The following is a 12,795-nucleotide window of genomic DNA, read 5'->3' on the forward strand; positions in this document are numbered from 1 at the left end:
AATGATTACCCACATTAGGGTCATAAATTAAATCGTGTAATTTGTGTTTCATGGCGTCACCTCCAATTTAGATTTTTCAAGAGCCTGAATTAGGTCGTCTTTAATATCATCGAAGTCTTCAATACCAATGGACAGGCGGATGAGTTGTTGATCGATACCGCGTTTATCCTTTTCATCATCTGGCATATCGACATGTGTTTGTGTGTAAGGGAATGTGATAAATGATTCCGTGCCACCTAGACTTTCAGCAAAGATACAAACCTTAATATGTTCAAGTAGGCGACCTACGTCATACTGCTTATTTAATCGAAGACTCAGCATACCCGTGTGCCCGCTATATAATACCTCTTGAATAGCTGGTGATGATTGTAGTACGTCGATTAACTGCTTGGCATTTCTTTCTGAACGTTCCATGCGTAAGTGCAATGTTTTAAGCCCGCGTAATAATAGATAACTGTCAATAGGTGATAGTGTTGCGCCTATCATATTGTGAAAGGCACTTAACGATTCTACTAATTCTGCATCTTTGACGGTTACGACTCCGGCTAACACGTCGTTATGACCACCAATATATTTCGTAGCGGAATGTAACACGATATCTGCACCGTCCTTTAAAGGTGTGCTTAAGTAAGGCGTTAGAAATGTATTATCAATAATCGTTAAGATATTGTGTGCTTGAGCCAGTCGATAGTACGCATCTAAATCAATATGAATCATCAATGGATTCGATATTGGTTCGATGAAGAAAGCTCTCGTTTGTGGTGTAACAGCTGCTTCCACATCTTCAAAGTTTTCAAAGTGAACATACTTGAATGTGATATTGTATTGCCTTTCGTAAAAGTCAAATAAGCGGAATGTGCCACCGTATAAATCGAACGATACAAGTACTTCATCACCTGGTTTAAATAGATTACAGATGAGTTGAATGCTTGCCATACCACTTGATGTCGCATAAGACTGGATGCCGCCTTCAAGTTTTGCGAAAGCCTCTTCAAACGTGCTTCTTGTTGGATTTTTTGTGCGTGTATAATCAAAACCTGTTGATTGACCAAGCTTAGGGTGACTGTATGCTGTTGATAGATAAATCGGATTACTAATCGCACCAGTTGAGTCGTCGGTGCGTGTGATTTGTGCAAGTTGTGTGCTTTTCATAAATGAACCTCCTAACAATAAAAAAAGCTCCCGTCCTTCGTATCCGAATACTAGACTCAGATAAAAAGGACGAAAGCTCTATTTCGTGGTACCACCTTAATTTGTTGTTTTATCGCTAAAACAACCTCTACCAGTACGGCATATCAATTGTGGTACGTGGTCATTATAAAAATTTCCAGTACGACATATTATATATGCTTATACTGTATCGCGATAACGGGCGAACCCGGTGATTCCTCATATCGAAACCACCACTCAAAGGCCATTTTCAAACATGCTTTCTATCTCTTCTTTCAGCAAAATGAAGAGTCTCTGTGATAGCAGGGTATGTTCTACTTTCCTTGTTAATGTGTGTAATTTGTAATGTTGTTGTTTGGTTAATCCAAACTTTACACGGTTCGTTTAGGTTTGTCAACAAATAATCTGAAAATTTTGATTAAAAAGAATTTTCGTGATGAAAATTAAGCGCTCATTTTCCTAAATAACACTTGTTAAATGGCTTTGTTTACTTATAAAATATTACTCAGAGTTTATTAACTTAAAGAAGGTGTTGACCATTTCTCATTTTGAAAATGACCGTACACATCAAGATGATGAAAATGTACGCATGATAGCACTCTCCGACATTCATCCTAATCCATATCAACCGCGTGTGACTTTTGATGAGAAGCAACTCGATGATTTAAAAGACTCCATTAAAACGCATGGTGTCTTACAACCTATCATTCTACGTCAAACTATTAGAGGTTATCATATCGTGGTTGGAGAAAGACGTTATCGTGCCTCATTGAAGTTAGGTCTTGATACGATCCCAGCTATCGTTAAGTCGCTTTCTGAGCAAGAGATGATGGAGCTTGCGATTATTGAAAATTTACAGCGTGAAGATTTGAATGCGATTGAAGAAGCGATGAGTTATCAAAAATTGATGACGGAACTTGATATGAATCAGGAAGAGGTAGCGAAGCGATTAGGTAAATCTAGACCCTATATCGCGAACATGTTGAGGTTGCTAAAATTACCTGTTAAGATTAGAGACTTAGTGCAAAAAGGTCAATTATCAGGTGCGCACGGACGTACGTTATTAGCACTAAAGAATCAAGACGATATGATTCATTTAGCACATAAAACAATTCAAGAATCGTATAGCGTCCGTTATTTAGAAGAGGTCGTGCAGTCTTACCAACCGTCTAAAAAGCCTTCATCTAAAGCTTCTACGTCATTACCAAGACTCATTCAAAAACATGAACGTAAGCTTAAGGAAGCGTATGGTACGGACGTAAACATATCGATTAAAAAACAAAAAGGTGAAATTGCGTTTACCTTTAAATCAGAATCAGAATATCATCACTTGATTCAACTACTACAAGATAGAAACGAGCGTGACTAGTACATGGTGAAACAAATAGAAAATATTTTTAAAGGGTTAATTGAACCTTTAACGAAACCAGAAACGTATGAACAACTCATAACAAAATTAATTATTATTGCGATTTATATTATCGTCGCGTTTATCTTAACGCGTATCGTAAATAAAGTTATCGCACAGTTCTTTAAGATGAATAAACGTAACAAGAATTATGCACGTGCGAAGCGTTCTGAAACGTTGATTACACTTGTTCAGAACGTCGTAGGTTATATTATTTGGTTTATTACAATTACTACAATCTTAGGTAAATTTGGTGTAAGTGTTGAAGGTATCTTAGCCGGTGCTGGGGTTGTAGGTTTAGCCATTGGTTTTGGTGCTCAAACGTTAGTTAAAGATATCATCACTGGTTTCTTTATCATCTTTGAGAATCAATTTGACGTTGGTGATTATGTTAAAATTAATACATCAGGCGCTACAGTGGCAGAAGGCTTTATTAAATCAATTGGACTTCGTTCTACAAGACTGACAACGTTTTCAGGTGAACTTGTGATCTTACCAAATGGTACGATTAACGAAGTGGTAAACTACTCTGTTAGCAATAACACGTCAGTTGTCGAAATGCCTTTTTCTGCGGAGGAAGACATTACAAAGGTAGAGACGTTATTAAGCGAATTCTTGCCGAAAATGCGCAAGGAACATGATGTCTTTACGAAAGATCCAATTGTACTTGGTGTAGAGCGTGTGACAAGTTTAGAAATCGTGATTAAAATCACTGCTGAAACAATACCTGGCGAAGGATTTGCAGGTGCTCGTATCTTACGACGTGAGATTAAAGAATTCTTCCAACGAGAAGGTATCAAACCATCTACGCCAGCTTATGTTAGTTATGATCCTAATCGTCCAACTCATAACGCGTAAATCAAGGAGGAAATAAGTTGACATCTAACTATCAGTTAAATGATATAGTAGAAATGAAGAAACAGCATGCATGTGGTACGAATCGATTTAAGATTATACGTATGGGCGCAGATATTCGTATTAAATGCGAACACTGTGATCGCAGTATCATGATGCCACGACAAACCTTCAATAAAAAACTTAAAAAAATATTAGTATCACAGGATACAAATGATAAGGAGAATGAATAATGGCTTTAACAGCAGGTATCGTAGGGTTACCAAACGTAGGTAAATCAACATTATTTAACGCAATTACAAAAGCAGGTGCACTTGCTGCAAATTATCCTTTCGCAACAATCGACCCTAACGTAGGGATTGTAGAAGTGCCTGACCATCGTTTACAAAAGTTAACTGAAATTGTTGTACCTAAGAAGACAGTTCCAACGACTTTCGAATTCACTGATATTGCAGGTATCGTAAAAGGTGCTTCTAAAGGTGAAGGTTTAGGTAACAAATTCTTATCTCATATTCGCGAAGTAGATGCAATTTGTCAGGTTGTTCGTGCGTTTGATGACGACAATGTAACGCACGTTTCAGGTAAAGTTGATCCGATTGACGACATCGAAGTTATTAACATGGAGCTTGTACTTGCTGACTTAGAATCTGTTGAAAAACGTTTACCTCGTCTTGAAAAGATGGCGCGTCAAAAAGATAAAGACGCTGTGAATGAAGTGCGTATCTTAACTGAAATTAAAGAAGTGCTTGAAAATGGTAAACCAGTTCGTAGTATGGAATTCACGCCTGAAGACCAAAAGTATGTTAAGCAAGCACAATTACTTACATCTAAAGAAATGTTATACATCGCTAACGTAGGCGAAGATGAAATTAATGATGACGATAATGAAAAGGTTAAAGCAATTAAAGAATATGCTGAGAACGAAGGTTCTGACGTTATCGTGATTAGTGCTAAGATTGAAGAAGAAATTGCGACACTTGATGATGAAGATAAAGAAATGTTCTTAGAAGACCTTGGTATTGAAGAGCCAGGCTTAGATCGTTTAATCCGTAAGACTTATGATTTATTAGGTTTAGCGACTTACTTCACTGCAGGTGTACAAGAAGTACGTGCTTGGACATTTAGACATGGTATGTCAGCACCACAATGTGCGGGTATTATTCATACAGACTTTGAACGTGGTTTCATTCGTGCCGAAGTAACAAGCTATGATGATTTAGTTGAGTACGGTGGCGAACAAGGTGCTAAAGAAGCGGGTAAAGTACGTTTAGAAGGTAAAGATTATATTATGAAAGATGGCGACGTTGTTCACTTTAGATTCAACGTTTAATGCTAATAGTCGAAACAGTGAGTGACATGCTCACTGTTTTTTTATAAGTTAGGAGCGGTTGAGGTCATGCAAGACATCTTTAAGCATTTTAAATGGGCGCTTGTGATAATGGCGCTTCACGCTTTAACATGGCTTGTGATGTTATTCCTGTTACCATCGGACATCGTCATGCAAAAGCAGTCTGACGGACGTTTAACATATACATTGCCAAAGCTATTTGCCTTTGTTGCTTGTATGGGTGTGACGGTATTTGTATTTCTGCTTACGTTAATACCACCTATGAAAAACGGAGTCGTCATCAAGCCATATCGAGATCAATTGATTGTAATAAGTATGCAGGTACTTATGCTTATCGTAAGTTTATTTATCATTATAAATGCTTTGATTCATTAAGTCTTTTTAAAAAAGAAACTTTTCTGCAGTATTAACAATCGTCTGTTATAATTAAATTAAATTCATAATTATCTTTTAATTGCATTTAACTTTTATCCAAGCAAATGAGATGGAGGAATTACGATGGAATGTAAACCGATTAGAGCAACATTATTTGAAGACCTTGATTTTGAGAATGACCACGTATTCTATAATAGAAGGCTTGAACATTTTCAAGTGATATTTGAAATGAAAGGTTCGAAAACTGTTGACTCACTTACAACGGCTTATGACGACTCCGAAAAGAACGGTGTTGCTATGGGTCAGTATTATATTCCTGAGTATTCGAAACATTATTTACTCATTTTCGCTTCAAAAGACAAAAATAAATTATTGCAGCTAGAGCGTAACGATCGTGTATTGGATCGTAACGATGTTTACGAGTTAATTGAAGTTGCAAAGAAGGCGTAACTAAAGGGCTTTTCAAAGAGGGAAAGTATTGAAATGATTTGAACATTGAACTAAGGATTTATTATTGTATAATGTAACTCGGTATGCTATAATACTTGATTGTGAGTAATGAAAATTATTCCTTGCTTATTATTAAGTTAGTAAGCCGTATAGACCACAAGGAGGTGCAAATATAATATGAGAACTTATGAGGTTATGTACATCGTTCGTCCAAATATCGACGATGAAGCTAGAAAAGCATTAGTTGAACGTTTCAACGGCATTCTAGAATCTAAAAGTGAAGAAGTATTAGAAACTAAAGAGTGGGGCAAACGTCGCCTTGCTTACGAAATCAATGATTTTAAAGAAGGTTTCTATTACATCGTACGTATCAATGCTGAAGGTAACGAAGCTACAGATGAATTCCAACGTTTAGCTAAGATTAATGACGATATCATTCGTTATATCGTAGTTCGCGAAGACGAAGACAAGAAGTAATTTAATTTGGGGGCGTTAACATGATTAACCGAGTTGTATTAGTAGGTCGTTTAACTAAGGATCCAGAATACAGAACGACTCCCTCAGGCGTAAGTGTAGCGACATTCACTTTAGCAGTAAATCGTACGTTTACGAATGCGCAAGGGGAACGTGAAGCGGACTTCATTAACTGTGTTGTTTTTAGAAAACAAGCAGAGAATGTAAATAATTATTTATCTAAAGGAAGTCTTGCTGGCGTTGATGGTCGCATACAGTCACGCAGTTACGAAAACCAAGAAGGCCGTCGTATTTTTGTTACAGAAGTTGTCTGTGATAGCGTTCAATTCCTTGAACCTAAATCAGCTCAAAGTGGTCGTCAGTCTAATAATCAAGGTAATAACTACCAAAATTATGGACAACAAAACTTTGGCGGACAACAACAAGGTCAAAATACTTCGTCTTACCAAGATTCATCAAAACCTAAGTCAGATAATCCATTCGCAAACGCTAATGGACCGATTGATATTAGTGATGATGATTTACCATTCTAAAATAATAAACGTTATATAAAAATTATCTAAAAGGAGGCAGTTATCATGGCAGGAGGACCAAGAAGAGGCGGACGTCGTCGTAAAAAGGTATGCTATTTCACAGCAAATGGTATTACACACATCGACTATAAAGACACTGATCTTTTAAAACGTTTTATCTCAGAACGCGGTAAGATTTTACCACGTCGTGTTACTGGTACGTCAGCGAAGTATCAACGTATGTTAACTTCAGCTATCAAACGTGCACGTCACATGGCATTATTACCATATGTTAAAGAAGAGCAATAATTATTGCTAAATCCCTAAGGCTTAAGGCTTTAGGGATTTTTTGTTATGTTAAAACTTTTATATAAGACACAACCCAGGTATAATAATTAAAAATTACTTAGTTTTTAAGTTAAGTGAGTGGGTGTTCTTTATGAATGAATTTCTTGTTCCAAAGCCTTTTGAGCCTCAACGATTACCTATAGACTCGAGTATCTATATTAATGACTATGAAACCTTAGTGCGTTTAACTAAAGCTAATCGATATTTAGGTGAATATAAAGGTTTTTTATCAACTTTAATTAATCCGATATTATTGATTTCTCCCTTAATTAATCAAGAAGCGGTATTATCTTCTAAATTAGAAGGTACACATGCTACTTTAGAAGATGTCTTAAACTACGATGCAGGTATCGTGGTGGATATTGAACGTGATGAAATGAGGGAAGTAGTCAACTATAGAAAAGCTCTTTTTTATGCTATGGATGTACTAGGAACGTTTTATGAAGACGATCCTCAAAAATTACCATTGACTGGTCGAATTATAAAGGATATGCATCGCATACTTTTAGAAGGCGCAAGAGGTAACTCTAAGCGTAAAGGTATCTACAAAGTCTACCAAAATTACATAGGGGGTAAATCAAGCGTTTCATTTACACCAGTATCACCTCAGTTAACTGATGACTATATGCAGAATTTGGAAGCTTATATACATAAAGAAGATTTTGATGTACTCATCCAGTCTGCGATTATACATGCTCAATTTGAAATGATACACCCATTCGAAGATGGCAATGGTAGAATAGGCAGATTGTTAATTCCACTATTTCTGTATTATAGAGAAATTTTACCTTTTCCAACGCTATATATGAGTATGTATTTTGAAAATGATAGAGCTTTGTATCTTGATAAGTTAAGCCGTGTATCTCAGAAGAACGATTGGATTGGTTGGATTAAATACTACCTTGAAGGGATTATCGCTCAAACCGAATATAGTATACAAGTTGCTAAAGAAATTTATGCTTTGTATGAATTTATGAAAAATAAAGTAATTAATCAACTTAATTCGGCAAATAGTATTAAACTTTTAAACTTTATTTTTGAGTCTCCGGTATTTAATGCAAAGCAAGCTAGTAAGGCTTCTCAACTAAGTATTAGAAGTATATATACGCTATTAAATAAAATGGAAAAGTTGGGTTACATTAAATCTACCGATAAGAAACGAAATAAAATTTATTACTGCCCTCAGTTACTTGAAATTATACAAATTTAGTAAAACGATTGGTTGTTTCTATGAAGATGAATACTGATAGTGAAGTAAAACGGGAAATACTTCATTAAGGAACGTCGATAGTGAAGTAAAACGGGAAATACTTCATTAAGGAACGTCGATAGTGAAGTAAAACGGGAAATACTTCATTAAGGAACGTCGATAGTGAAGTAAAACGCGAAATACTTCACTAAGGAATGTCGATAGTGAAGTAAAACGGGAAATACTTCATTAAGGAACGTTGATAGTGAAGTAAAACGTCAAATACTTCACTAAGAAATATAATAGCCTAGGTTACTTCTTCACATTTATTTGGTAAAATGTTGTACAAAAGACGTAGCGAGATAGAAATAAGCCTACATCGTTTTTAATACAACACTAATCATATCTGATGTGTGAGGATAACTGGAGGCAGTCTAATGTTTGTGCTCATTTTAGTATCATTAGTCATACTATTAATTGGCTGTAAATTTATAGGCATGTTTAGATCTGAAGAATTTCCCTATTGTTATCGCTTTACTGCGTTAGGCATCATTCTTTTGATTGTTTTTTACTTCATAGTTGGCTTTTACCAAAAGGAGAATGATTTAGGAAACTATACCATATTGATGTATTATGGCTCTCTTTATTGTATGTATTATGCGATTAGAAATCTTTGGAACAAGGATTTGAAAGTAGAACGTGCAAAATTGCTTGAGGAAGGCGATAAAGAAGGCGCAGAGTCAAAGACGTTATCAATTCAAATATGTAGAACGACAGGACTTTACAGCATGATGGCAGCCATCTTATTATTTATCATTGATTGGTATCATACGAATGAAAAGTACCAACTTGATACACTTGATTTTAATTATTTCCTCATTGCTTTATGTATATTTGTATTTGTATTTGTAGTAAGACTACTTATTGATGTATATAAGAAATTTAAGCATGGTGTGTTTTACTTCATTGCTGTTCGATCGTTGGTCGTGACGATTTGGTTGATTTTCACGCATATTATTTTAGACATGAAATATTAAAGATTAAACGCTCCCTTACATGTACAATTAGACGTTGTTAAAGGGAGCGTTTATATTTTAGTTGGTATGATTACGTTTTGAATGTCGGTAAATAGGATGGTTTAATGTGATGCTGATGCTTGTTATTGCGATGCATACGCAAATGAATGCGATAAATACAACGAATAAATGGCCATCCGTTACGAAGAAAGGAATTGTTAGCGATAATAAGAAAAGAATTAAGCCCTGATAAATAGCTGAAGCGACACGTACAGAAAGATTGTCATAAATCGACATCAATATCGGTGGTAATACAAACAACATCAAGATGATGAGGTTAATAAATAAGTTAGTAGGCTTATTAAAACTAACAATCGTGTCAGTTTCAGGAATAGTAGCGATTATTAACATGTGGATAATACATGCTAAAGCCAAAGATGTGGACATCGTAAGACGTTTTGACATTTTAAAAACCCTCCTTTTATGATGTTTTTATAAGGATATTCTAACATTTAATTATTAATTTGATGTTAAATTAATTACGGTTCATTATATATTTATTTAAGTGAGTCATAAATTTAAATAAAACAATAAAAATCAAATCAAGCCCAATGTATTATAAATGAATAAACAGAATAATTATTCATTTAATATGCACTAATTATGCATTTAATATACAAAAAGACCCTCCATCAAGAAGGGTCACTATTTATAACGTTGCTCATAGATTTGAATATATTGTTCTGGCGTTATTTTGCCTACTAAAATTCGAATGAGTTCAAAAGGTACTTTTTTACTATTGGTAAACCTTATACACGATTTACCCATATTCAACTTAGTTGTCATATGTTTAGGATATTCATTTTCAAACCATTTAAGTAACTCAGGATCTCCATAAATACCCATATGATACACTGCAATGTGCTTTTTCTGAGCTGCAACAGACAAGAACGGTAACGGCATATTGTCCTCACAATGATAACCAATCGGATAAATTTCAAACGGAATATACCAAGTTGGCATATTATAATAGATTCCCAGTTCAAAACCTTCTGGTAAATTTGAATGAATGACTTCAATAAGCTCACGTGTGGCTTGTTGTTTCGTTTTATCTTCTATCTCATCTATATAATGGTTAACGTTAGACGGTAGGGTCATTAAAGTAGCCTCCTTTAGTTACATTATATAGACATGACACAACATTTCAAAGTCATTCTTGAGCTGTGATTTGCCAGTGATAAGGGTCTTCTAACTGAGACCAATCTTGATCGATTTCATCGCTATTGAGTAGGCACGTGTCTAATTCTTTCATAATCGCTTCTTTATCTAAGCCGCTTCCTATAATGACAAACTGTGTCTCACGATCACCGTATTCAGGGTCCCACTTAGCTTGAACATCCTCGCGTTCGTGCAAGATTTCTCGTTGTGCTTGAGGATTCATAGATGCAACCCAGTACGAAACAGGTGAGATGCTCACAAACGTGCCGGCTTGTGACATTAAACATGCGACATGGTTGTATTGCGCTAACCATACGATACCTTTAGCTCGTATGACATTATTAGGCATATTTTCTAACCAGTTGTTAAAGCGCTCTGCGTGAAAAGGCAAACGACGATTGTACACGAAAGAACTTATACCATACTCTTCAGTTTCAGGCGTATGCGCCTCATGACCGCCAGCAGTGAGTTCTCTTATCCACCCGGCAGACTGACTTGCAACGTCATAACTGAATCTGCCAGTATTTAATACTTCCTTAAGTTCGACTTGTCCTTCCACAGAACGAATAAATTTTGCAGTTGGTTGTAGTTTGCGAAGCACACTTTCTAATTGATTTAATTCTTCTTCAGAAACAAGGTCAGTCTTATTTAAAATTAAAACATCACAGAACTCAATTTGATCAATAAGTAAGTCAGCTATTGAACGCTCATCGTCATCACTCGCACCTTGGTCGCGATCAATAAGTAGCTCTTCTGAATTTAGGTCGCGAATAAAACGGTGTGCATCAACAACCGTAACCATTGTATCAAGCTTACAAATTTGAGATAAATCGATATCCATCTCTTCATCCATATATGAAAATGTTTGCGCTACTGGAACAGGTTCTGAAATGCCTGTAGATTCAATAACGATTTGATCAATATTACCTCTTTCAACAATGCGGCTGACTTCTTGAATTAAATCCTCTCGTAAAGTACAACAAATACAGCCATTAGATAGTTCAACTAATTTCTCATCAGTACGTGACATACCACCACCATCATGAATTAAATCTTTATCAATATTAACTTCACTCATATCATTAACGATGACTGCTATACGTAAGCCATCTCGATTATTTAAAATATGATTCAATAATGTTGTCTTTCCTGCGCCTAAGTAACCACTTAATACAGTTACAGGGACTTTTGACATATAAATCGCTCCTAACTTATTTAAATCGTAATTATTCCTATTTAACCATAATACATTTCTTTAGCAAAAGCAAAGACGAATTTCTGACTGGAATGTAAACTAAAATTTTCAAATAGTTAACATTAGTGGTATACTAAAACGCATAATAGATATAGGAGTGTTACTGAGTATGAATATTGCCAAGGAAATATTAGAAGGAAATGCATTAACGTACGAGAAGGCAACACAGCTTTACCAAGATGAAAATATTGATACGATGGACCTTTTAAATGAGGCATATCAAGTACGTAAGCATTATTATGGTAAAAAAGTTAAACTGAATATGATTCTTAATGCGAAAAGTGGTATATGCCCAGAGGATTGTGGCTATTGTGGGCAGTCACGAGATATGAAGCGTAAAGATCGTTATGCGTTAGTCGAAGGCGACAAAATTATGGACGGCGCTAAAGTTGCGGCAGATAATCAAATTGGTACATATTGTATTGTAATGAGTGGTCGTGGACCTAGTAATAAAGAAGTGGATCATATTACAAATACGGTTGAGCAAATTAAAGAAAATCATCCACAACTTAAAATTTGTGCGTGCTTAGGTCTTACTGATGAAGAACAAGCGAAGAAACTTAAAGAAGCGGGCGTTGATCGTTATAATCATAATGTGAATACGAGTGAATCGTATCATGAGGAAGTTGTGACGACACATACATATGAAGACCGCGTGCGTACAATTGAAATGATGAAAGAAAATAATATTTCACCTTGTTCTGGTGTCATTTGCGGTATGGGGGAAACGCTTGAAGATCGAATGGATATGGCGTTTGCTTTAAAAGAAATTGATGCTGACAGTATTCCGATCAACTTCTTACACCCAATCAAAGGTACAAAGTTTGGAGATATGGATGAACTTACACCAATGAAATGTTTACGCATCATCGCGATGTTCCGTTTAATTAATCCGACTAAAGAAATTCGAATCGCTGGTGGTCGTGAAATTAACCTTCGTTCACTACAACCACTTGCTTTAAAAGCAGTAAATTCCATCTTTGTTGGTGATTATTTAATTACAGGTGGACAACCAAACGAAGATGATTACCGTATGATTGAAGATTTAGGATTTGAAATTGATAATAATACAGGCGTACGCGCTGAAGAAATTGCGACAGTTTAAATTTCGAAACTTGTCGTTTTATTAAAGAAGACTGACCTTAATCGCTTTTGAAAAGCCAAGAGGTCAGTCTTT

The 12,795-nt window shown here is 35.6% G+C and carries 16 protein-coding genes and 1 other annotated feature; of the genes, 12 read left to right on the forward strand and 4 right to left on the reverse strand.

Annotation, left to right across the window (positions count from 1 at the left end):
• Window positions 1-48: 48 nt before the first annotated feature.
• On the reverse strand, window positions 49-1,152 hold the full coding sequence (locus tag A33S_RS0108290; protein ID WP_009383294.1) for a PLP-dependent transferase: 1,104 nt from the start codon (window positions 1,150-1,152) through the stop codon (window positions 49-51).
• A 62-nt stretch (window positions 1,153-1,214) separates the two neighbouring features.
• Window positions 1,215-1,509 (reverse strand) — a binding site (T-box leader).
• 250 nt (window positions 1,510-1,759) lie between these two features.
• On the opposite strand from A33S_RS0108290, the gene A33S_RS0108295 reads away from it, so the two are divergent.
• The 11 genes from A33S_RS0108295 to A33S_RS0108345 all read left to right on the forward strand — a co-directional run bounded on the left by A33S_RS0108295 (window position 1,760) and on the right by A33S_RS0108345 (window position 9,166).
• Entirely contained in the window at window positions 1,760-2,539 is a 780-nt protein-coding gene (locus tag A33S_RS0108295) for a ParB/RepB/Spo0J family partition protein (RefSeq protein ID WP_235044502.1), read from the forward strand.
• A gap of 6 nt (window positions 2,540-2,545) precedes the next feature.
• A complete protein-coding gene (locus A33S_RS0108300; RefSeq protein ID WP_026048987.1) occupies window positions 2,546-3,436 on the forward strand; it encodes a mechanosensitive ion channel family protein in 891 nt (296 codons plus the stop codon).
• Window positions 3,437-3,453: 17 nt separating this feature from the next.
• Entirely contained in the window at window positions 3,454-3,666 is a 213-nt protein-coding gene (locus A33S_RS0108305) for a DUF951 domain-containing protein (RefSeq protein ID WP_009383300.1), read from the forward strand.
• Window positions 3,666-4,763, forward strand: a complete 1,098-nt coding sequence (ychF, locus tag A33S_RS0108310; protein ID WP_009383302.1) for a redox-regulated ATPase YchF — start codon at window positions 3,666-3,668, stop codon at window positions 4,761-4,763. Before A33S_RS0108305 ends, ychF begins: the two co-directional genes overlap by 1 nt.
• 66 nt (window positions 4,764-4,829) lie before the next feature.
• On the forward strand, window positions 4,830-5,156 hold the full coding sequence (locus A33S_RS0108315; protein WP_009383304.1) for a hypothetical protein: 327 nt from the start codon (window positions 4,830-4,832) through the stop codon (window positions 5,154-5,156).
• Window positions 5,157-5,279: 123 nt separating this feature from the next.
• Window positions 5,280-5,606, forward strand: a complete 327-nt coding sequence (locus tag A33S_RS0108320) for a hypothetical protein (protein ID WP_009383305.1) — start codon at window positions 5,280-5,282, stop codon at window positions 5,604-5,606.
• Window positions 5,607-5,783: 177 nt separating this feature from the next.
• A complete protein-coding gene (rpsF, locus tag A33S_RS0108325; RefSeq protein WP_009383306.1) occupies window positions 5,784-6,083 on the forward strand; it encodes a 30S ribosomal protein S6 in 300 nt (99 codons plus the stop codon).
• Window positions 6,084-6,103: 20 nt separating this feature from the next.
• Window positions 6,104-6,613, forward strand: coding sequence for a single-stranded DNA-binding protein (ssb, locus tag A33S_RS0108330; RefSeq protein WP_009383307.1), 510 nt, complete (start codon window positions 6,104-6,106; stop codon window positions 6,611-6,613).
• Between the two features lie 45 nt (window positions 6,614-6,658).
• Window positions 6,659-6,901 (forward strand): 30S ribosomal protein S18, encoded by a 243-nt coding sequence (rpsR, locus tag A33S_RS0108335; RefSeq protein WP_009383308.1) that lies wholly within the window; start codon window positions 6,659-6,661, stop codon window positions 6,899-6,901.
• Between the two features lie 130 nt (window positions 6,902-7,031).
• The gene (locus A33S_RS0108340; RefSeq protein WP_009383309.1) at window positions 7,032-8,150 is read left to right on the forward strand and encodes a Fic family protein; all 1,119 of its coding nucleotides are present in this window, start codon (window positions 7,032-7,034) and stop codon (window positions 8,148-8,150) included.
• Between the two features lie 416 nt (window positions 8,151-8,566).
• The gene (locus A33S_RS0108345) at window positions 8,567-9,166 is read left to right on the forward strand and encodes a DUF5080 family protein (RefSeq protein ID WP_009383310.1); all 600 of its coding nucleotides are present in this window, start codon (window positions 8,567-8,569) and stop codon (window positions 9,164-9,166) included.
• 57 nt (window positions 9,167-9,223) lie between these two features.
• On the opposite strand, the gene A33S_RS0108350 is transcribed toward A33S_RS0108345, so the two are convergent.
• From A33S_RS0108350 to A33S_RS0108360, 3 genes are all read right to left on the reverse strand, one after another.
• The gene (locus A33S_RS0108350) at window positions 9,224-9,610 is read right to left on the reverse strand and encodes a hypothetical protein (protein ID WP_009383311.1); all 387 of its coding nucleotides are present in this window, start codon (window positions 9,608-9,610) and stop codon (window positions 9,224-9,226) included.
• Between the two features lie 240 nt (window positions 9,611-9,850).
• Window positions 9,851-10,303: a DUF1801 domain-containing protein gene (locus A33S_RS0108355; RefSeq protein ID WP_009383312.1), complete on the reverse strand. Its 453-nt coding sequence runs from the start codon at window positions 10,301-10,303 to the stop codon at window positions 9,851-9,853.
• Between the two features lie 52 nt (window positions 10,304-10,355).
• Window positions 10,356-11,558, reverse strand: coding sequence for a GTP-binding protein (locus tag A33S_RS0108360; RefSeq protein WP_009383313.1), 1,203 nt, complete (start codon window positions 11,556-11,558; stop codon window positions 10,356-10,358).
• Window positions 11,559-11,727: 169 nt separating this feature from the next.
• On the opposite strand from A33S_RS0108360, the gene bioB reads away from it, so the two are divergent.
• Window positions 11,728-12,723, forward strand: a complete 996-nt coding sequence (bioB, locus tag A33S_RS0108365; RefSeq protein WP_017176738.1) for a biotin synthase BioB — start codon at window positions 11,728-11,730, stop codon at window positions 12,721-12,723.
• Window positions 12,724-12,795: the final 72 nt, after the last annotated feature.

It is taken from the genome of Staphylococcus massiliensis CCUG 55927 (assembly GCF_000298075.1).
Classification (GTDB): domain Bacteria; phylum Bacillota; class Bacilli; order Staphylococcales; family Staphylococcaceae; genus Staphylococcus; species Staphylococcus massiliensis.